We start from the raw sequence: 20,387 nt of genomic DNA on the forward strand, positions 1-20,387 counted from the left end.
CTCACTCCCCGCCGCGCAGGACGGAGTTGCCCTCGTGGGTCGCGTCGGTGCCGGGCAGGTCGAGGCAGAGGCGTCCGCTGAGTCCGTAGAAGGCGACGGGGTTGCGCCACAGCACGCGGTCGACGTCGTCGTCGGTGAACCCCGCGGCCAGCAGGGCGTCGCCGACCCGGCGGGTCTTGAGGGGGTCGCTCCTCCCCCAGTCCGCGGCCGAGTTGACGAGAACCTTCTCCGGGCCGTGGGCTCGGAGGATCGCGACCATGCGCTCCTCGTCCATCTTGGTGTCGGGATAGACGGAGAAGCCCAGCCAGCAGCCGCTGTCCTTGGCCTCCTTGACGGTCGTCTCGTTGAGGTGGTCGACCAGGACCCGGTCCGGGGGCAGCGCGGACTCCCGGACGGCGTCGAGGGTGCGGCGCAGGCCGGTGAGCTTGTCGCGGTGCGGGGTGTGCACCAGCGCGGGCAGCCCGTGGTCGGCGGCGAGCTGGAGCTGGGCGGACAGGGCGTTGTCCTCGGCGGGGGTCATGGAGTCGTAGCCGATCTCGCCCACGGCCACGACCTGGTCCTTGACGAGATACCTCGGCAGTTCCTCCAGGACGGGGACGCAGCGGGGGTCGTTGGCCTCCTTGGGGTTGAGGGCGAGCGTGCAGTGGTGGGCGATGCCGTACTGGGCGGCGCGGAAGGGCTCCCAGCCGAGCAGCGAGTCGAAGTAGTCGAGGAAGGAGGCGGCCGAGGTGCGGGGCTGGCCGAGCCAGAAGGCGGGCTCGACGACGGCGCGGACGCCCGCGGCGTGCATGGCCTCGTAGTCGTCGGTGGTCCGTGACGTCATGTGGATGTGGGGGTCGAAGATGCGCATCAGGACTCCTTGCCGGGTCGGCCGGGGGTGCCGGTGGGGGTGGCGGCGGGCTCGGTCAGGGCCAGTACGCGCCGGAGGTCCTCGGGGACGGGACGGCCCGCGGCGGTGCGTTCCTCGGCGTGGTCGCCGAGCATCCGGGCGAGTTCGGCGTCCGCGCGGGCGCGCTCGGCCAGTCCGGCCACGGCGTCGACGGGGACGCCGGTGAACAGGCACTTGAGGACGGCGTGCCGCCAGTTGTGGGCGTCCAGGTGGCGGGCCGCGTACGGGCCGAGGGCGGCGGCGACGAGGCGGGTGTCGTTGGTGCGCAGGGCGTCCTCGACGAGGGGCAGGGCGTCGGGGCCGGGCACGAGGTGGGGCAGGGCGTGCAGGACGGCCCTGCGTTCGGCGGCGGTGCCCTGGCGGTAGACACGGGCGAGCGCCTGGGGGTCGGCGCGGGCGGCGTGCAGGAGGAGGACGCGGACGCCGTCGGCGTTGTCGTGGCCGCAGCGCCGGCCGGCCTCCGCGATCCTCAGCTCCCAGACGGAGATCGGCCCGTGGGTCCCGGGGTGGTCGGCGGCTTCGGTGAGTGCTCGGTCGAGCCAGGCTCGGGCGGGGGCGTCGAGGCGGGAGTCGAGCCGGGCCCGGACGGAGGCGAGGGCCGGTTCGGCAGTGGTGGGTGTGGCAGTGGTGGGTGTGGCAGTGGCGAGTGGAGCGGCGGTGGGTGGGGTGTCGTCGCCGCGGGGTGCGCGCGGGTGGTGGTTCACGAAGTGCTCCCTTCGGCGCTGTCGGGGATCGCCCGGGCCGCGCGGTGGAGGAACGGGAGGGACTCCCCGGCGAAGTGGGGGCCCGCGTGGGAGTGGCGGGGCAGTTCGACGACGGTCAGGGCCTGGTAGCCGGTGGCGGCCAGGGCTTCGAGCACGGGCGGGAAGTCGATCTCCCCGTCCCCGAACGGGAGGTGTTCGTGGATGCCCCGGCGCATGTCCTCGATCTGGACGTGCCGCAGCCAGGGGGCGGCGGCACGTACGCAGTCGGCGGGCGGCAGGGGTTCCAGGCACTGGCAGTGGCCGATGTCGAGGGTGAGGCCGAGGGCGGGCGGGTCGCCGAGGATGCGGCGCAGGCGGTGGAAGTCGTCGAGGGTGGCGAGCAGATGGCCCGGTTCGGGTTCGACGGCGAGCGGGACACCGGCGAGGGTGGCCGCGTCCAGCACCGGGGCCAGTGCCTCGGCGAGCCGTTTCCAGGCGGTGTCCTCGTCGGTGCCGGCCGGGGGTACGCCGCTGAAACAGTGCACGGCGTGTGCGCCGAGGTCGGCGGCGGTCCGCACGGCGCGGTACAGCAGGTCGGCGCGGCGCGCCCGGTCCGCCGGGTCCGGGTCGAGGAGCGACGGTCCGTGCTTGCGGCGCGGGTCGAGGACGTAGCGGGCACCGGTCTCCACGGTGACGCCGAGACCGAGGGCGTCCAGTCTGCGGGCCACCCTCCGGGTCCGGGCGGCGAGGTCCGGGGCCATCGGGTCGAGGTGCATGTGGTCGAGGGTCAGACCGACGCCGTCGTAGCCGAGGTCCGCGAGGAGGGCGAGAGCGTCGTCGAGGCGGAGGTCGGCCAGCCCGTTGGTGCCGTAGCCGAAGCGCAGGGGGTTGGGGGGCGCGGGGTCGGGCACGGAGGGCACGGGACGCGCCGCGGGGTTCGCGGAGCGCGGGGCGGGGGTCGTGGAACTCGGCGCGGCTGCCGCAGAGCGCGGCGTGGGGCTCATGTGACGCTCACCTTCCTCGCGAACCGGCGGGCCGCGGGGGCCAGTGCGGCGGTGAGGAGCGCGGAGGTGAGGGCGCCCGAGCGGGCCGCGAGGGCGGCCTGGAGCGGGATCATCGCGCGGATGCCGCCGCCGACGGCTCGCTGGGTGAGCGGGGGCGAGGGGTTGAGAGCGGCGTGCAGGAGGGGGCGGGCGGAGGTCGCGGCGTAGGCGGCCGTGAGGGCCCCGCACAGGACGCGCGTGGCGTCCCGCGGAGTACGCGCGGAGGCCGTTCCGCGTGTCAACGCCCAGGTCAGAGAGCCCGTCGCGGCGAGCGCGGCCAGCGGTGCGACCGGTGAGCCGCCCCGGGTCTCGCCGCGGGAGACCACCGTCACCGCGAGGGTGTGGCCGGCCAGGGCGGCGGCGGAGGGCAGGGCGGGGCGGACGCCGCCGCCCGACGCCGCCGCACCGAGGAGCAGGTCCAGGCCCCGGGCGGCGGCCATCGCCGCCGGCCCCGCGGGAGTTCGCTTGAGCACGAGGTCGTACGCCCACACGGTGGCCGCGAGGGGTAACGCGACGGTGAGGGTGCGACGGCCGGCGCGGGCGGCGAGGGCCAGGCCGGACGCTGTCAGGGCGCCCGCCGCCGCGAGGGCCGCGGCCGGCCGGACACGGCCGGACGGCAGCGGACGGTGCGGGCGGTCGGTGGCGTCCTCGCCCCGGTCGGCCCAGTCGTTGAGGGCCATACCCGCCTCGTACAGGCACAGTGAGGAGCCGACGGCGAGCAGCGTGCGCGATCCGGGGCGGCCACCGACGGCGGCGGCTCCCGCGAGGGCGTCGCCGGGGACGGTGAACAGGGCGGGCAGCCGCAGCAGTTCGGCCCAGGCGAGCAGGTGCGCACCGGCACCCCGTGGCACGGGTTCGGTCGTTCCGGCGTCCGGGCGAGGGTTCGTCACCGCTCCTCCCGGGGCGCGTGCGACGGCCGCCGCTCGGGCTGCGGGTTCCGTCGTCCGGGCGGCTGCGCGCGGTGTTCGGGGTGCGGCTGCCGGCGTTCCGGACGCGGTGTCCGCAGCCGGGTCGCGAACCGTGCCAGCGCGGCGTACTGCTCGCCGAGCGCCGCCGGCCCCTCCCCCAGGGGGTCCTTGAAGTAGAAGCCGAGGCCGTCGAGCGGCCCCGACAGGCCCACCTCGTGGGCGCGGGACACCAGGCGCGCGAGGTCGAGGACGAGGGGCGCCGCCAGTGCGGAGTCGCACCCCTGCCAGGTGGTCTGGAGGATCATCCGGGTACCGAGGAAGCCGTCGAAGGCGATGTGGTCCCAGGCGGTCTTCCAGTCGCCGAGCGCCGGTACGTCGTCGATGTGCACCTCGCCCTGCGGGGCCGTGCCCAGCGTGTCCGCGAGCACCCGCTCCTTGCCCGCGTTCTTGGCGGCCGCGGCGGCGGGATCGGCGAGGGAGGCTCCGTCACCGCCGCCGAGCAGGTTGGTGCCCGACCAGGCGCGGACCTCCAGGGCACGCTGCGCGAACATCGGGCCGAGCACCGACCGCAGCAGGGTCTGGCCCGTCTTGCCGTCCCGGCCGGCGTACGGCACGCCGCCGGTCCGCGCCGCCGAGGCCAGCGCGGGGTGGTGCAGGCCGGTCGACGGGGTGAAGTTCACGTAGGGGCAGCCGGCCTCGAGTGCCGCCGCCGCGTACAGCGAGCTCGGGGGCAGCGCGGTGCCGGTGGGAGCGGGCTCGGTGGAGGCCACGTTCACCACGACCGCCCGGGTCAGCTCCCGTCGCCGTAGGAAGTCCCGCAGGTCGGCGGTGAAGCCGTCCACCAGGTCCGCGGTGTCCTGGGTGCCGCCGGGGACCGGGCCGCCCGGTCGGATCTCGCGGTCGGCGGCCTCCAGTTCGGCCGCGACCGCCGCCGGCAGGCCGCTCGGGAGGACACCGCCCGAGGCGAGGGCCTCCGCGCGTTTGGGCAGCGGGCAGTCCACGGTGTCGTGGCCGCCGAAGACGAGGGAGGAGAGCGGGGGCAGGCCGCACCCGGCGAAGAGGGGTGTCTCGGTGACCATGCCGGTCGGAGGGTGCAGGCCGGCGGTGACGGCCGCGCAGCCCGCGACGACGGTGGTGGCGACGGAACCGCGCGCTCCGATCAGCCACACACCCACCCGGGGTTCGGAAGAGGACGCGGACATGGGCAGCCTCCTGGTCGTACGTCCGCCACAGAGGAGGGACGGAGGAGAGGAATGAGGTCAGGGGACGTCAGCGGAGCTGGGTGAGGGGGTGGTGCGGGGGTGGTGCGGCCGGAGACGGGTGCGGTGCGGACGAGACGGTGGGCGGGGGTCCGGCGTCCCCCGCCCACCGCCGCTCAGTCGCCCGGAGACACCGTGTGTGCCACGGGCCTCACGGGCAGTTCCCTGATCCGGACGTCACGGGGCGACACCTGGTCGTCGGCTCCGTGGTTCCGGACGCCGGTGTGCCCGTCGCGCGGGCTCCGTGCCGGATCGGTGCGGGGCGGCAGTGGCAACCGTGGTCACCATCCGTGCCGATGTGGGCATGACCGTCGCTCCTCCTGTCAACCCGTGGTGAAGGTGAAGTCGTCCACGTCGTAGAGCGCGCCGGCGCCTCCCTTGAAGACGAGGTAGAGCGTGGTGGTGCCGCGCGGAGCGTGTGAGATGTCCGCGCTGACGTCCTGGAAGGTGTCCCAGCCACCGGTGACCGGCACCGTCGCCCTGCCCAGCACGCGGCCGCTCGGGGAACCCGCGCGGACCTCGAGGGTGCCGCCCGCGCCGGCCGACGAGACACGCGCCGTGATCTTCTTGGCGTCGCCCAGGACGTAGGGCGTGAAGGAGATCCAGTCGCCGTTGTCGATGTCGCCGACGGTCTTCCCGCCGTGGGCGGTGGCCTTCGACTGGACGGTGATGCCGGAGGCGTCGCCGTGGTGCTCGGCCTGCCGGTGCCTGGGCTGGAGCACATTGCGGTCGTGGGTGGTCAGCGCGGCCTGCCCGCCGCCTCCCCCGTCGGTGTACTCGGCGTCGAGGACCCCGAAGATGTTGGCGTCCTCGTCATGGCCGCCGTCGGCACTGGTCTGCAGGGTGCCGGAGCAGCCGTTCGCCGAGGTGAGGGGGTGGCCGTGGCTGTCGTGGCCGAGGACGAAGGTGACCTTCACCTTGGCGCAGTCGATCGCGCGGCCGTCCTCCGGGTCGGTGACCCTCACCTTGAACGGCACGGGATCGCCGAAGCTGAACAGCTGCCCGTCTCCGGGCAGTTCGACGGTCACCTTGGGCGCGGTGTTGCCGACCACGATCTGCACGCTCGCGCCGCCCGTGCGCCCCGTGCTGTCCTTGGCGGTCACCGTCGCCGTGTAGGTGCCGTTCCTCTTGTACTTGTGCGACGGGTCGGCGGCCGTCGAAGTGCCACCGTCGCCGAAGTCCCAGCTGTAGGTGAGGGCGTCGTCGTCCGCGTCGGTCGAACCGGCCGAGGAGAAGCCGACCTTGAGCGGCGCCTGTCCCGAGGTGCGGTCCGCCGCGGCCTGGGCGACGGGCGAGTGGCCGTCGGTGGCGTTCTCGATGCGGTAGAGGCCGGAGTTCTCGTCGCCGCCGAACCAGGCGGTGCCGTAGTCGAGGACGTAGAGCGCGCCGTCCGGACCGAAGGCCATGTCCATCACCTGGGTGCCCGTCCACGGAACGGGGTCGACGGACCGCACGGTGCCGTCGGTGTCGGCGTCGATCCGCTTGATCCAGCGGCGGCCGAACTCCCCGGCGAAGAAGTTCCCGTCGTAGGCCTGCGGGAACTTGACCGGTGAGTCGAGCGTGGCGTCGTAGTGGTAGACCGGGCCGCCCATCGGGGACTCGGAGCCGTCGCCGAACTCGGGGACGGACGCGCCGTCGTAGGGGATCCAGGCGGGCTGGGCCGGGGGCAGGTCGGTGAGGCCCGTGTTGTGGGGGGAGGTGTTCTTCGGGGCGGCGCAGTCGAAGGCCGCGCCGGAGGTCCCGGTCGCGAAGTCGTAGTCCACGTAGGCGTCGTTCTTGCCGGTGCAGTACGGCCAGCCGAAGTTGCCGGCGGCGGTGACACGGGCGAACTCGACCTGGCCGCCGGGGCCGCGCGCCGGGTCGGCCGCGCCCGCGTCCGGTCCGTAGTCACCGACGTAGACGATGCCGGTCCGCTTGTCGACGCTGAAGCGGAACGGGTTGCGGAAGCCCATCGCGTAGATCTCGGGGCGCGCCTTGTCCGTACCGGGTGCGAAGAGGTTTCCGTCGGGGATGGAGTAGGAGCCGTCGCCGTTCACCTTGATGCGCAGGATCTTGCCGCGCAGGTCGTTGGTGTTGCCGGCCGAACGCTGCGCGTCGAACGCCGGGTTGCGGTCGGAGCGCTCGTCGATGGGCGTGAAGCCGTCCGACTGGAAGGGGTTGGAGTCGTCGCCGGTGGAGAGGTAGAGGTTCCCCGCCGCGTCGAAGTCGATGTCGCCGCCGACGTGGCAGCAGATGCCCCGGGACGTCTTGACGTCGAGGATCTGCTTCTCGCTGGCGTTGTCGAGCGTGCCGTCGGTCTTCAGGACGAAGCGGGAGAGCCGGTTGACCCCGTCGAAGGGGGCGAAGTCGGCGGCGGTCCCGGTCTCGGGAGCGTCGCCCGCCGGGGTGTTCAACGGCGGTGCGTAGTAGAGGTAGACGAACCGGTTGGTCGAGAAGCCGGGGTCGACGCCGACGCCCTGGAGGCCTTCCTCGTCGTGGGTGTAGACGTCGAGTCTGCCCGCGAGCCTGGTGTTGCCCGCGGCGTCGGTGAGGCGGAGCTCTCCGTCGCGCGAGGTGTGCAGGACCGAGCGGTCGGGGAGCACGGCGAGCGACATGGGCTCGCCGACCTCCGGTTCGCCCTTGGCGAGGGTGACCTGCTGGAAGTCCTCGGCGGCCGCCTTGTCCGGGCCGGCGACGGCTGCGCCGGCCGCGGGGGCCGTGAGGGTGAGGGACGCGGCGGCCAGCAGCGCGCCGCTCAGCAGGGCCAGTGCCCCACGGAGTCTCGGACGTCCTAAGTGGCTTGTGCGGCTCTTGTTCCGGTCGTTCGGGTGCACGAAATGCCTCCATGAAGGGGCTGGTCGTACGGGCGGGTGCGGTACGCCGGGGTGCGCCGTCACCCCGGAAGCATGTGAACCGTGCGCCGCGGCCTCCTGCCGCGGCGGGCGGGGGTTCGCCCGTCGGGGCGAACGCCGCACACGGCTCTAGTCGTTGCCGCCGAACGCCGCGTCGAAGGACGCCGACGGCGGCTCGAAGTCGTACGCCTTGAGGCGGGTCAGGGCCTCGGGTGCGCCCTGGAGCCGGTCCATTCCGGCGTCCTCCCACTCGACCGAGACGGGACCCGTGTAGTCGATGGAGCGCAGCATGCGGAAGACGTCCTCCCAGGGCACGTCGCCGTGGCCCGCGGAGACGAAGTCCCAGCCGCGGCGCGGGTCGCCCCAGGGCAGGTGCGATCCGAGGCGGCCGTTGCGTCCGTCGAGCCGCTTGCGGGCCTCCTTGCAGTCGACGTGGTAGATGCGGTCGCGGAAGTCGTAGAGGAAGCCGACCGGGTCGAGGTCCTGCCACACGAAGTGCGAGGGGTCGAAGTTCAGCCCGAACGCCGGCCGGTGGTCGACCGCCTTCAGGGCCTCGTGGGTGGTCCAGTAGTCGTAGGCGATCTCGCTGGGGTGGACCTCGTGCGCGAACCGCACGCCCTGTGCGTCGAAGACGTCCAGGATCGGGTTCCAGCGCGTCGCGAAGTCCTCGTAGCCGCGGGCGATCATCGACTCGGGCGCGGGCGGGAACATGGCGACCAGGTGCCAGATGGAAGAGCCGGTGAAGCCGATGACGGTGTCGACGCCGAAGGCCGCGGCGGCGCGCGCGGTGTCGGCGATCTCGGCGGCGGCCCGCTGCCGTACGCCCTCGGGTTCGCCGTCGCCCCAGATGCGGGTGGGCAGGATGGCCCGGTGGCGTTCGTCGATGATGGCGTCGCAGACGGCCTGGCCGACCAGGTGGTTGGAGATCGCCCAGCACTTGAGGCCGTACTTGTCGAGGAGTGCGTGCCGGGACTCGATGTAGGCGGGGTCGGTGAGCGCCTTGTCGACCTCGAAGTGGTCACCCCAGCAGGCGAGTTCGAGTCCGTCGTAGCCGAAGTCGCGGGCGAGCCGGCAGACCTCCTCGAGCGGCAGGTCGGCCCACTGGCCGGTGAAGAGCGTGAAGGTGCGCGGCATGGCTAGAGGTCTCCTCGAACCGCTGGGGACGCGACTGTCACGGGTGTGACGGCCACCGGGGTGTAGACGGAGTTCTTCTCGGCGCTCTCCTCGACCGCCGCGAGCACGCGCTGTACCTGCAGGCCGTCGGCGAAGGACGGCACGGACCGCCGGCCCGCCGCTATGGCCTGCACCAGGTCGTGGGCCTGGTGGGTGAAGGAGTGTTCGTAGCCGAGGCCGTGACCCGGCGGCCACCAGGCGTCCAGGTAGGGATGGTCGGGCTCGGTGACGAGGATGCGGCGGAAACCCGCGTGCGTGCCGGGCTCGGTGTGGTCGTGGTAGGAGAGTTCGTTGAGCCGTTCCAGGTCGAAGGCCAACGAGCCTCGCTCGCCGTTGAGTTCGATGCGCAGGGCGTTCTTGCGTCCGGTGGCGAACCGGGACGCCTCGAAGGAGGCGAGGGCGCCGGAGGCGAAGCGGCCGGTGAAGAGGGCGGCGTCGTCGACGGTGACGGTGCCGAGGCCGGCCGCGTCCGGCACCGCGGACAGACCGCTCGACGCGGCGGCGGGAAGGGGTCGCTGCTGTACGAAGGTCTCGGTGAGCGCGGAGACCCCGACGACCGGCTCGCCCGCCAGGTACTGGGCGAGGTCGACGATGTGCGCCCCGAGGTCGCCGAGCGCGCCCGACCCCGCGCGTTCCCTGCGCAGCCGCCAGGTGAGCGGGAACTCCCGGTCCACGAGCCAGTCCTGAAGGTATGTCACCCGTACGTGCCGCAAGGTGCCCAGGCGCCCTTCCGCGACCATGGTCCGGGCCAGCGAGGTGGCGGGCAGCCGACGGTAGTTGAAGCCCACCATGGCCACCTGGCCGCGGGCGGCGGCGGCTTCGGCGGCCGCCGTCATCGCCTCCGCCTCCTCGACCGTGTTGGCGAGCGGCTTCTCGCACAGCACGTGCTTGCCCGCGGCCAGGGCGGCGAGCGCGATCTCGGCGTGGCTGTCGCCGGGGGTGCAGATGTCGACGAGGTCGACGTCGTCACGGGCGATCAGCGCACGCCAGTCGGTCTCGGCCGCCGCCCAGCCGTGCCGGTCGGCCATGGCGCGGACGGCTTCCGCGGCACGGCCGCAGACCGCGGCGAGGACCGGGCGGCTCGGCAGGTCGAAGACGCGGCCCACGGTGCGCCAGCCCTGGGAGTGGGCGGCGCCCATGAACGCGTACCCGACCATGCCCACGCCGAGCACCGGCTTGTCCGCCTCCCGCACCCCGGACCCCCGTACCGGGGTGCTCCCTGCCGGCGTCCCCCGCACCGGGGTCTGCCCCGGTGCCGTCTCCCTCACGGCCGCCGCCTCTCGCACGGCGGCGTCCCCCCCGGGTGCCGCCGCCCCGGCCTGATCCACTCGGGCCGCCTCCGCCCCGGCCGGCTCGCCCTGGTGCGGCTCTCCCATACGGATGTCCTCCTCGTCGTCGTGAGTCGTCGTGACCCTGTGGGGCTGTGGGCGTGGCGGATCACTTGAAGCCGGTGGACATGTACTGGCCGACGTTGTCCTTGTCGACGACGGCGGAGTAGAGCGTGATCGAGGCCGGGATCTCGAACTCGGCGAGGCCGCCCACTCCCTTGCCCTGACCGAGCGCGCGGGCCAGGTCGATCGCGGACGCCGCCATGGTCGGCGGATACAGGACGGTGGCCTTCAGGACGCCGTTGCCGGACTCGATGGCCTGGAAGGCGGAGAGCGCGCCCGCGCCGCCCACCATCAGGAAGTCGTCACGGCCGGCCTGCTCGATGGCGCGCAGCGCGCCCACTCCCTGGTCGTCGTCGTGGTTCCACAGGGCATCGAACTTCGGCTGGGCCTGAAGGAGTTGGGACATCTTGGCCTGACCGGACTCGACGGTGAACTCGGCGGCCTGCCGGGCCACCTTCTTGATGTTCGGGTAGTTCTTCAGGGCCGCGTCGAAGCCCTGGGTGCGCTGCTTGGTCAGCTCCAGGTTGTCGAGCCCGGCCAGTTCGATGACCCGGGCGCCCTGCTTGTCCTTGAGCTGTTCGCCGATGTAGTGACCGGCGCTCAGGCCCATGCCGTAGTTGTCGCCGCCGATCCAGCAGCGGTACGCCTGGGGGGAGTTGAAGATCCGGTCGAGGTTGACGACGGGGATTCCGGCGCGCATGGCCTTCAGTCCGACCTGGGTGAGCGCCTTGCCGTCGGCGGGCAGCACCACCAGGACGTCGACCTTCTTGTTGATCAGTGTCTCGATCTGGCCGATCTGTGCGGCGGTGTCGTTGGAGCCCTCGGTGATCTCCAGCGTCACGTCCGAGTACTTCTTCGCGCGGCTCTTCGCGTTGTCGTTGATCGCGTTGAGCCAGCCGTGGTCGGCCTGCGGGCCGGCGAAGCCGATGGTGACGTGCTTGCCGGGCTTGTCGTCGGCGGCCGGCCGGTCGTTGGAGGCCGGCTTCTCGTCCTTGGTGTCGTTGGAGGTGCAGCCGGTCAGGAGGGCGCCGGCCGAGACGGCGGCGGTCCCGAGGAGCAGTCCTCGGCGGCTGGTGACGTGCGTGGGTGCTGGCATGGCGGTGAACCCTTCCCGTGTCAGATCGTGCTTGCGGTGCGCCGCTGGACCAGGACCGCGGCGACGATGATCGCGCCCTTGGCGATCTGCTGGACGTCGCTCTGCAGGTTGTTCAGCGCGAAGATGTTGGTGATCGTGGTGAAGATCAGTACGCCGAGCACGGAGCCGGTGATGGTGCCGCGGCCCCCGCTGAGCAGCGTGCCGCCGATGATCGCGGCCGCGATGGCGTCGAGTTCGTACAGGTTGCCGTTGGTGTTCTGGCCCGAGCCGGAGAGGATGACCAGCAGGAAGGCGGCTATGCCGCAGCACAGTCCGGAGAGCAGGTAGAGATACAGCCGCTGGCGTCGTACGTCGATGCCGGCGAGCCGGGCCGCCTCGGCGTTGCCGCCGACCGCGACCGTGCGGCGCCCGAAGGTGGTGCGGTTGAGGATCAGCCAGCCGATGACCGTGACGACGGCGAAGACCAGTACCAGCGGGGGAACACCCAGCACGTACGAGTCGCGTTCGCCGAGGTTCAGGATCCCGTCCACACTGACGACCTGGGTCCTGCCGTCGGTGATCTGGAGCGCGAGGCCACGGGCCGAGGCGAGCATGGCGAGCGTCGCGATGAACGGCACCATGCCGCCGTACGCGATGAGCAGACCGTTGACCAGACCGCAGCCCACGCCGACCAGCACCGCGGTGAAGAGGATGCCCGCGAAGCCGTACTCCTGGGTGGCCACCGTGGTCGCCCACACCGAGGAGAGCGCGACGATCGCGCCGACCGACAGGTCGATGCCGCCCGAGGTGATCACGAAGGTCATGCCGACGGTGACCACGCCGATCACCGAGGCCTGGGTGAGGACGAGTTGCAGGTTACGGGTGTCGAGGAACTCGTCGGGCTTGGTGATCCCGCCGATGACGATCAGGGCGACGAGCACGCCGAGGAGCGAGAGGGTGCGCACGTCGGCGCGGGCGCCGAGCGTGCGCCAGGCGGGCAGTTCACCCATCGGTGGCACCTTGCCGGTGCTGTCCCGGGGCGGGGACACGGGCTGCGTCATGATGCCGGACTTCCTTCCATGACGAGGTCGAGTACACGGTGTTCGTCGAGCTCCCGGGCGGGGGCGGTGTGCACCACCCGGCCCTCGCGCAGCACCAGCACACGGTCGGCGAGCCCCAGCACCTCGGGCACTTCGCTCGACACCAGCAGGACGGCCAGGCCCTCCTCGGCGAGGCGGCGGATGACCGCGTACAGCTCGGCTCGGGCGCCGACGTCGACACCGCGGGTCGGCTCGTCGAGCAGCAGCACCCGGCAGCCGCGCAGCAGCCAGCGCGCCAGGACCGCCTTCTGCTGGTTGCCGCCGGACAGCGTGCGGACCGGGACCGACGGGTTGTCCGGGCGCAGCGACAGTTCTCGGGTCGCCGCCCGCGCCGCTCCCCGTTCCGCGCCCCGGTCGATCCAGCCCCCGCGGGAGAAGCGGGACATGGAGGACACGGAGACGTTGCGGGTGACGGACTCCAGCATCAGCAGGGCCTGTGCCTTGCGCTCCTCGGGGGCGAGCCCGAGTCCGGCGCGGACGGCGGCGCGGACGCTGCCGGGCCGCAACGGGCGTCCGTCCACCTGCACCTGGCCGGCGGTCGGTCTGCGCGCGCCGTAGATCGTCTCCAGGATCTCGGAGCGTCCGGAGCCGACGAGCCCGGCCAGGCCCACGATCTCGCCGGGGCGCAGATCGAGGTCCAGCGGCGCGAACTCCCCCGCCCGGGCCAGGCCACGGACCCGCAGCACGGGCTCGGCCGTGGATTCCCGCGTGGGCCGGTCCGGGAAGACGTACTCCACGTTGCGGCCCGTCATCAGCGCGACGATCTCGCGGGTCGGGGTGGACTTCGCGGGGAGTCCGCCCGCGACCGCCCGCCCGTCCTTGAGCACGGTCACGCGGTCGCCGATGCGGCGGATCTCCTCCAGCCGGTGCGAGATGTAGACGACGGCGACGCCGTCCGCGGTGAGACCGGCGACGATGCGGAAGAGGTTGTCGACCTCGTCGGGATCGAGGGCCGCGGACGGCTCGTCCATGACGATGAGGCGCACCTCGTGGGACAGCGCCCGTGCCATGGAGACGATCTGCCGCTGGGCGGCGGAGAGTTCACCGACGAGCCGGGCAGGATCGATCTCGGGGTGTCCGAGCCGTCCGAGGAGCGCCGCCGTCGACGCGCGCGCCGTCCTTCCCCGTACGACGAAGCCGGCCGAGGTGGGTTCGTGTCCGAGGTGGACGTTCTCGGCCACCGACAGGCCCTCCACCAGGTCGAGTTCCTGGTAGATGGTGGCGATGCCGAGGCGCATGGCCGCGATCGGGGAGCGGAGCGTGACGGGTGCGCCGCGCCAGCCGATCGTGCCGTCGTCGGGCTGGTGCGCGCCGGCCAGGACCTTGATGAGGGTGGACTTACCGGCCCCGTTCTGGCCGAGCAGACAGTGGACCTCGCCGGCCTGTACGTCCAGGTCGACGCCGTCGAGGGCGCGGACGCCGGGGAACGACTTGGTGATGCCGGACATGGTGAGCAGCGGTGGTTCTGGTGCCATGACGGTTCCCCTTGGCGGGCGTGCGGGCCGGTTTCAGGGCAGGGCGGAGCAGCGCGGAGAGCAGGGCGGGGCGGACCGGAGCAGAGCAGAGCAGAGCAACGGCGGAACGCGTGGCGCGGATACGGATACGGGTACGGGTAAGGCGGCGGGTGCGGTTACGCGGGCGAGAAGAGGTGGTCGCTGATGAGCCGTGCCGCGCCGATGACTCCGGCGGCGGGGCCCAACTCCCCGAGGACGATGGGCAGGTTGCCCGTCGCGAGGGGCAGCGACTGACGGTAGACCTGGGTGCGGATCGCGGCGAGCAGGGTGTGGCCGAGGCCCGTCACCCCGCCGCCGATCACCACCAGGCCCGGATTGAAGAAGCTGACGAGAGCGGCGATGACCTGGCCGGTGCGGTTACCGCCCTCACGGATCAGGTCGAGGGCGGTGGCGTCGCCGGCCGCGGCCGCGGCGGCGACATCGACGGCGCTGAGAGTGCCCGCCGCGTCCAGCCGGGCGGCGAGTTCCGCCGAGAGTCCCTGCTGGGCTGCGTCCGTGGCGTCCCGGGCCAGTGCGGCACCGCTGAAGTGGGCCTCCAGGCAGCCGCGGTTCCCGCAGGCGCACGGGCGGCCGTCGGGCACCGCCTGGATGTGCCCGATGTCGCCCGCACTGCCCGTCGTCCCGCGGTAGACCTCTCCGCCGACGACGATGCCGCAGCCGATTCCCGTACCGATCTTGACGCAGAGGAAGTCGCCCACGGAGCGTGCGACGCCCGCGTGCTGCTCCCCCATCGCCATCAGGTTCACGTCGTTGTCGACCATGACGGGGCAGCCGAGGTCCTGGCTGAGTGCCTCGCGGACCGGGAAGCCGTCCCAGCCCGGCATGATCGGCGGTGCGACCGGGACACCCTCGGGGAAGCGGACGGGACCCGGGACACCGATCCCGGCGCCGTCGAATCCCTCCGCGAGCCCGGAGGACCTCAGTTTGGCCGCCATGGCGAGCACCTGCTCGAACACCGCGACCGGGCCCTCACGGACGTCCATGGGCTGGTTGAGGTGTCCGAGCACCTCCAGCTCGGCGTTGGTGACCGCCACGTCGATCGAGGTCGCCCCGATGTCGACGCCGAGGAAGCGCAGCGCCGGGGCGAGCCGGATGTTGTGGGAGCGGCGGCCGCCGCGGGACGCGGCGAGTCCGTCGGCGACGACGAGCCCGGTCTCCAGGAGCCGTTCCACCTCGACGGCCAGCTTCGACCGGGAGAGGTCGACCTGATCACCGAGCTGGGCACGGGAGTTGGGACCGCCGTCTCGCAACAGGCGCAGCAGCCGCGCCTGGTGCGCGTTCGCGGGTCGAGCCGTCATACGTCTCACGTGCCCCTCCCCGCCTCGATCGGCCTGTGTCCAACGGGATTTGGCCACATCGCCGTGGCTTGCTTTCGAGGGGAACGTAGCAGTGGCTGCCGGGAGTGGGAAGAAGTCGCGCAGAGATTGCCGTCAACTTTCTCCACTGAGAGGACAAAGAGCGGGGCGTGCGGAACTCGGGACGTGCTCCCGGTGGGCGTCGGCGTCGCGGACCGGCGTCGGCGGGCCGGCGTCGGCGGGCCGGCTACTTCTCGCGCTCGTGGTACGTCTTGCGCGTGTGCTCGGTGTGGTCGCGCATGACCTGGGTGGCGCGGGGTTCGTCGCGGTCGGCGATGGCCGCGATGAGGTCGCGGTGCTCGATCCAGGACTGTCCGCCGCGCTGCCGGGCGACCGGTGTGTAGTACCAGCGCACCCGGCGGTCGACCTGCGCGGCCAGTTCGGCCAGGACCGTGTTGCCGGCCAGCTCCATGACCTTCGCGTGGAAACGGGCGTTGATCGCGACCGCGCCGTCCACGTCGTCGGCGGCGACCGCGCGCTCGCCCTCGGCGCACAGCTCCTCCAGGGCGGCGATGCCGGCGGAGCCCGTGTTGGCGGCGGCGAGGCGGGCGGCCTCGGCCTCCAGGAGCGTACGGACCGTGAGGAGTTGGTCGGCCTCCTCCTCCGTCGGCTCGTGCACGAACGCGCCCTGGGCGGGCCGCAGATCGACCCACCCCTCCGTGTTCAGCCGCTGCAGCGCCTCGCGTACGGGTTGCCGGGAGACGCCGAGGTGCCCGGCGAGTTCGCTCTCGACCAGGTGCTGGCCCGGCTGGAGGGCGCGTGTCGTGATGAGTTCGAGCAGCGCCTCGTAGACGCGGTCGCGCAGCGGGCCGGGCCGCTCGAGCCGGGGCACCGCCCCCTGCGGCAGTCCTGTCGACAACATCGCGGTCCCCCTCCTGGGCAGCGGTGGCACGGCGGCCGGAACGTCTCCTTCTCGGGAACGTCTCCGCCGCCGAAGCGTTTCCGTCGCCGGAACGTCTTCGTCGCCGGACGCCGCGGTCACCGGTGAGCCAGATTCTTCGGAAAGCCAGTATCAATTGTCTTTCGTCTACAGTCTACGGCGCACACAGCCAGGGGGTGGGGCGGTCGAGCGCGTCACATCGGCCCTCCACCGCAGGTCACGGGGTTCAGGGGCAGCGGACGACCTGGCCCGCGTAGGACAGGTTGCCGCCGAAGCCGAAGAGGAGCACGGGATCACCCGTGCCGATCTCACCGCGTTCGACGAGCTTCGAGAGGGCGAGCGGGATGCTGGCGGCGGAGGTGTTCCCGGAGTCCACGACATCGCGCGCGACCACCGCGTTCACGGCGCCGATCTTCTGCGCGAGGGGTTCGATGATGCGCAGGTTCGCCTGGTGCAGGACGACTCCGGCGAGTTCCTCGGGGGTGAGTCCGGCCCGCTCGCAGGCCTGCCGGGCGATCGCCGGGAGCCGGGTCGTCGCCCAGCGGTAGACGGTCTGGCCCTCCTGCGCGAACCGCGCAGGGGTGCCCTCGATGCGTACGGCGTGCCCCATCTCGGGCACCGAGCCCCACAGCACCGGTCCGATCCCCGGCTCGTCGCCCGGCGCGGCGGCCTCGACCACGGCGGCCCCCGCACCGTCCCCGACCAGGACGCACGTCGTGCGGTCGGTCCAGTCCGTCACGTCCGACATCTTGTCCGCGCCGATGACCAGGACCCGGGTCGCGGCCCCCGCGCGCACGGCGTGGTCGGCCGTGGCGAGCGCGTGGGTGAAGCCGGCGCAGACCACGTTGACGTCCATCGCCGCGGGCGACGGGATGCCCAGGCGGTGCGCGACCCGGGCGGCCATGTTGGGGGAACGGTCCACGGCCGTCGAGGTGGCGACCAGGACGAGGTCGATGTCGCCGGGCGCAAGTCCGGCGGCCGCGAGCGCCTTGGCCGCGGCGTGCCCGGCCAGCTCGTCGACGGGTTCGTCGGGTCCGGCGATGTGGCGCGTACGGATGCCCACCCGGCTCTTGATCCACTCGTCACTGGTGTCGACCAGGCCCGCCAGGTCCTCGTTGGTGAGGACCTTGGCGGGCTGGTAGTGGCCGACGGCCGCGATGCGTGAGCCGTTCATGGGGGGTCTCCCTCGTTGCCTTGGGTAGCGAGATCCTCCAGTCTGATCAGTGACCCATGGGTACGACGTCAGGTGATGCCACAGGAAAGCGACGTCAGGCTTGTCGGCTTCTGTCAGACCCTCGGACGCGCGAGCACGGCCCGCACAGACGGCCGGGTCTCACCCCGTGAACAGCTGTTTGACCTTGAGAACGAGCTCGTACAGGCCGTAACAGAGCGGTGCCCCCACCCAGAGCCAGGAGAAGGCGATCAGGGGCCGTCGGTCACGCGGACTGCTGGGACTGGACGGAGTCGTCATCGGCGGCCTCCCTCGGTGCGGGGATGTGATGGCGGACGTGGACCGGGCGGATCAGCTCGTTGGCGACGAAGCCGACGACCAGCAGCCCGATCATGATCAGGAAGGAGGTGTCGTAGAGCGCGGCGCCGTGTTTGCCGGCGTCCTTCTGCCGGTCCGCGATCCAGTTGACGATCAGCGGGCCGAGGACACCGGCCAGGGACCAGGCGGTGAGCAGCCGGCCGTGGATCGCGCCGACCTGGTAGGTGCCGAAGAGGTCCTTGAGGTACGCGGGGACGGTCGCGAAGCCACCCCCGTAGAAGGAGAGGATCACCAGCGCGCAGATGATGAACAGGGGCTTGGAGGAGTCCCCGAACTGCGAGATCAGCAGGTACATCAGCGCGCCGACGCCGAGGTAGACGCGGTAGATGTTCTTGCGCCCGATCAGGTCGGACGTGGAGGACCAGCCGATCCGGCCCGCCATGTTCGCCGCCGAGAGCAGCGCGACGAAGCCCGCGGCGGCCGACACCGACACCGGGGTGGAGGTGTCCGCGAAGAAGTCGGTGATCATCGGGGCGGCCTTCTCCAGGATGCCGATGCCCGCGGTCACGTTCATGCAGAGCACGAGCCACAGGCACCAGAACTGCGGAGTGCGCACGGCGTTCTTCGCCGAGACCTGCACCCCGTCGAGGGGCCCGGGGCGGGCCTCGACGGGCTTCTCGCTGCGCGGCACCCGCACCAGCAGCACGCCGAGCGTCATGAAGACGGCGTACGACAGCCCGTGCACGAGGAAGGCGAGGGCGATGCCGGAGGAGTCGGAGCCGAAGGACTTCAGCATCTGCGCGGACCACGGCGAGGCGATGAGCGCGCCGCCGCCGAAGCCCATGATCGCGATGCCGGTGGCCATGCCCGGCCGTTCCGGGAACCACTTGATCAGGGTCGAGACGGGCGAGATGTAGCCGATGCCCAGGCCGATCCCCCCGACGAAGCCGTAGCCGAACACGATCAGCCAGTACTGCTCGGTGGCGGCGCCGAGCGAGGCGATCAGGAAACCGGTGGAGAAGCAGACCAGGGCGACCGTCATCGCCCAGCGCGGCCCGTTGCGCTCCACCAGGGTGCCGCCGAACGCGGCGGACAGCCCGAGCATGACGATGGCGAGCTGGAAGGGCAGCGCGCTCTGGGTGCCGCTGAGGCCGAGCGCGGATTCGAGCGGTGGCTTGAAGACGCTCCAGGCGTACGCCTGGCCGATGGAGAGGTGGACCGACAGGGCGGCGGGCGGGACGAGCCAGCGGCTCCAGCCGGGTGGCGCGACAGGGGGACTCATGATCCCGGACGATAGGAAGCGGTTGTCCGGTTGGGAAGCCGTACGGCACCAACTCGTCGACCGTATGCGGTGAACGGTATCCATGGTGCGACGAACGGTCGGCCGGGAGCGCGCAGCGGCCGGAACCGGACCATCGGGGCGCCCCGGGTGCGGGTCCCGCGGCCGCCGTACCGAGCCGCGGTCGCACGCTCGTCTCCCGGGCGGTGTCGACAAAGAGCGGTCGCTCCGGCGGCAGCGGCGGGCTCGGCGCGCCGGTCGACAGCGCGGCAGGAGAGGCGGCCCCACCTGGAGGGGCCGGCCGGATCCGGCAGGGCCGCGGCGCGTCACCGTCCCAGCGCGCCGAGGCGGGCCGACTCGTCCTCCGAGAGTCGCAGGGCGGCCGCCGCCGTGTTCTGCGCGAGGTGGTCCGGATCGCCGGTGCCCGGGATCGCCAGCACGTGCGGCCCCTGCTGGAGGGTCCAGGCCAGTCGGACCTGCGCGACGGACACGCCGTGGGCGCGGGCGACGGCGTCCACCGTCTCGCTGTCGCGGGCGGCCGGACCCGCCTCGCGTCCGGAACCGGCGATCGCGAAGAACGGGACGAAGGCGAGGCCGAGTTCACCGCAGAGCCGCAGGAGGGACCCGTCCTCGCCCGACGCACCGATCCCGTAGGGGTTCTGCACGCACACGACCGGAGCGATGGCACGGGCCTCGGCCAGTTGCCCGGCGGTGACGTGCGAGACACCGAGGTGGCGGACCAGCCCGGCCTCGCGCAGCTCGGCCAGCGCGCCGAAGTGCTCGCCGATCGAGCCGGTCCGCCGGCTCGGTGGTACGCGCAGGTTCACCACGTCCAGGTGATCGCGGCCGAGTTGGCGCAGGTTCTCCTCGACCTGGCCGCGCAGCTGCGCCGGGGTGGCCCACCACCAGGCGCCCGAGGGATCGCGGCCCGGCCAGACCTTGGTGGTGATGACCAGGTCCTCCGGGTACGGCGCCAGCGCCCGGTTGATCAGCTCGTTGGCGGAGCGCGTCGCCGAGAAGTAGAACGCGGCGGTGTCGATGTGGTTCACGCCGAGCTCGACCGCCCGCCGGAGCACGCCGATCGACCGTTCGCGGTCGCGCGGCACGCCGCCGTCGAAGGGCGCGGTACCGGTCAGGCGCATCGCGCCGAACCCGACCCGGTTGACGGTCAGGTCACCGAGTCGCCATGTTCCGGAGGCTGTTGCGGGCTTCGTTCGTGCGCTCATGACAGGGGTCTCTCCTCTTGCGGGGGCGGGAAGGCACAACCGGCGCGGGTGGCGCGGGCCGGTTGTGCCGCCCGGCGGGGCGGACGTCCGCCTGCGAGGCGGTTGCGCCCGCACCGAGGCGGGCCGGACCGCGGGGCAGGCCGGCTCCGGGGACAGGCCCGGTCCGGGGGCAGGCCGGCTCCGGGGGCAGGCCGGCTCCGGGCATGAAAAAAGCCTTCCGGCGGATGGTGTCCGCGCCGAGAAGGCTCACTTGCTGTCCGTCATTCTAGCGGGGCGTCGAGGGCGTCGACCA

Annotated in this window: 17 protein-coding genes and 1 pseudogene; all 18 read right to left on the reverse strand. The window is 72.5% G+C overall.

The window, feature by feature from the left end:
• Position 1: 1 nt before the first annotated feature.
• Positions 2 to 850, reverse strand: a complete 849-nt coding sequence (locus OG199_RS09785; RefSeq protein ID WP_356802243.1) for a TatD family hydrolase — start codon at positions 848 to 850, stop codon at positions 2 to 4.
• Complete coding sequence (locus OG199_RS09790) at positions 850 to 1,593, reverse strand: EboA domain-containing protein (RefSeq protein ID WP_405829092.1); 744 nt, start codon at positions 1,591 to 1,593, stop codon at positions 850 to 852. Before OG199_RS09790 ends, OG199_RS09785 begins: the two co-directional genes overlap by 1 nt.
• A complete protein-coding gene (locus OG199_RS09795; RefSeq protein ID WP_405829094.1) occupies positions 1,590 to 2,576 on the reverse strand; it encodes a TIM barrel protein in 987 nt (328 codons plus the stop codon). Before OG199_RS09795 ends, OG199_RS09790 begins: the two co-directional genes overlap by 4 nt.
• Complete coding sequence (locus tag OG199_RS09800) at positions 2,573 to 3,505, reverse strand: SCO3242 family prenyltransferase (RefSeq protein WP_405829096.1); 933 nt, start codon at positions 3,503 to 3,505, stop codon at positions 2,573 to 2,575. The genes OG199_RS09795 and OG199_RS09800 overlap by 4 nt, the downstream gene beginning before the upstream one ends.
• Complete coding sequence (locus OG199_RS09805) at positions 3,502 to 4,725, reverse strand: inositol-3-phosphate synthase (protein WP_356802249.1); 1,224 nt, start codon at positions 4,723 to 4,725, stop codon at positions 3,502 to 3,504. The genes OG199_RS09800 and OG199_RS09805 overlap by 4 nt, the downstream gene beginning before the upstream one ends.
• A gap of 173 nt (positions 4,726 to 4,898) precedes the next feature.
• A pseudogene (locus OG199_RS09810) lies at positions 4,899 to 5,039 on the reverse strand (glycosyl hydrolase); the annotation flags it as partial.
• Between the two features lie 66 nt (positions 5,040 to 5,105).
• Positions 5,106 to 7,595 carry a PQQ-dependent sugar dehydrogenase gene (locus OG199_RS09815; RefSeq protein WP_405829099.1) on the reverse strand — a complete coding sequence of 830 codons (2,490 nt, stop codon included), beginning with the start codon at positions 7,593 to 7,595 and terminating at the stop codon, positions 5,106 to 5,108.
• A 147-nt stretch (positions 7,596 to 7,742) separates the two neighbouring features.
• Positions 7,743 to 8,747, reverse strand: a complete 1,005-nt coding sequence (locus OG199_RS09820) for a sugar phosphate isomerase/epimerase family protein (protein ID WP_405829101.1) — start codon at positions 8,745 to 8,747, stop codon at positions 7,743 to 7,745.
• A 2-nt stretch (positions 8,748 to 8,749) separates the two neighbouring features.
• The gene (locus tag OG199_RS09825) at positions 8,750 to 10,162 is read right to left on the reverse strand and encodes a Gfo/Idh/MocA family protein (protein ID WP_405829103.1); all 1,413 of its coding nucleotides are present in this window, start codon (positions 10,160 to 10,162) and stop codon (positions 8,750 to 8,752) included.
• A 61-nt stretch (positions 10,163 to 10,223) separates the two neighbouring features.
• The gene (locus tag OG199_RS09830) at positions 10,224 to 11,273 is read right to left on the reverse strand and encodes a substrate-binding domain-containing protein (protein ID WP_405829104.1); all 1,050 of its coding nucleotides are present in this window, start codon (positions 11,271 to 11,273) and stop codon (positions 10,224 to 10,226) included.
• A 20-nt stretch (positions 11,274 to 11,293) separates the two neighbouring features.
• Positions 11,294 to 12,313, reverse strand: a complete 1,020-nt coding sequence (locus OG199_RS09835; protein WP_356802254.1) for an ABC transporter permease — start codon at positions 12,311 to 12,313, stop codon at positions 11,294 to 11,296.
• Positions 12,310 to 13,827 carry a sugar ABC transporter ATP-binding protein gene (locus tag OG199_RS09840; RefSeq protein ID WP_405829106.1) on the reverse strand — a complete coding sequence of 506 codons (1,518 nt, stop codon included), beginning with the start codon at positions 13,825 to 13,827 and terminating at the stop codon, positions 12,310 to 12,312. The genes OG199_RS09835 and OG199_RS09840 overlap by 4 nt, the downstream gene beginning before the upstream one ends.
• 155 nt (positions 13,828 to 13,982) lie before the next feature.
• Positions 13,983 to 15,164 carry an ROK family transcriptional regulator gene (locus OG199_RS09845; RefSeq protein WP_356802257.1) on the reverse strand — a complete coding sequence of 394 codons (1,182 nt, stop codon included), beginning with the start codon at positions 15,162 to 15,164 and terminating at the stop codon, positions 13,983 to 13,985.
• A gap of 244 nt (positions 15,165 to 15,408) precedes the next feature.
• Positions 15,409 to 16,083 carry a GntR family transcriptional regulator gene (locus OG199_RS09850; protein ID WP_356802259.1) on the reverse strand — a complete coding sequence of 225 codons (675 nt, stop codon included), beginning with the start codon at positions 16,081 to 16,083 and terminating at the stop codon, positions 15,409 to 15,411.
• A 244-nt stretch (positions 16,084 to 16,327) separates the two neighbouring features.
• The gene (locus OG199_RS09855; protein ID WP_405829109.1) at positions 16,328 to 17,275 is read right to left on the reverse strand and encodes a beta-ketoacyl-ACP synthase III; all 948 of its coding nucleotides are present in this window, start codon (positions 17,273 to 17,275) and stop codon (positions 16,328 to 16,330) included.
• A 159-nt stretch (positions 17,276 to 17,434) separates the two neighbouring features.
• Positions 17,435 to 17,572 (reverse strand): hypothetical protein, encoded by a 138-nt coding sequence (locus OG199_RS09860; RefSeq protein WP_401805946.1) that lies wholly within the window; start codon positions 17,570 to 17,572, stop codon positions 17,435 to 17,437.
• Positions 17,538 to 18,872, reverse strand: coding sequence for an OFA family MFS transporter (locus OG199_RS09865; protein ID WP_401805944.1), 1,335 nt, complete (start codon positions 18,870 to 18,872; stop codon positions 17,538 to 17,540). The genes OG199_RS09860 and OG199_RS09865 overlap by 35 nt, the downstream gene beginning before the upstream one ends.
• Positions 18,873 to 19,195: 323 nt before the next feature.
• Positions 19,196 to 20,095, reverse strand: a complete 900-nt coding sequence (locus tag OG199_RS09870; protein WP_405829112.1) for an aldo/keto reductase — start codon at positions 20,093 to 20,095, stop codon at positions 19,196 to 19,198.
• Positions 20,096 to 20,387: the final 292 nt, after the last annotated feature.

The organism is Streptomyces sp. NBC_01176 (genome assembly GCF_045039825.1).
Taxonomy (GTDB): domain Bacteria; phylum Actinomycetota; class Actinomycetes; order Streptomycetales; family Streptomycetaceae; genus Streptomyces.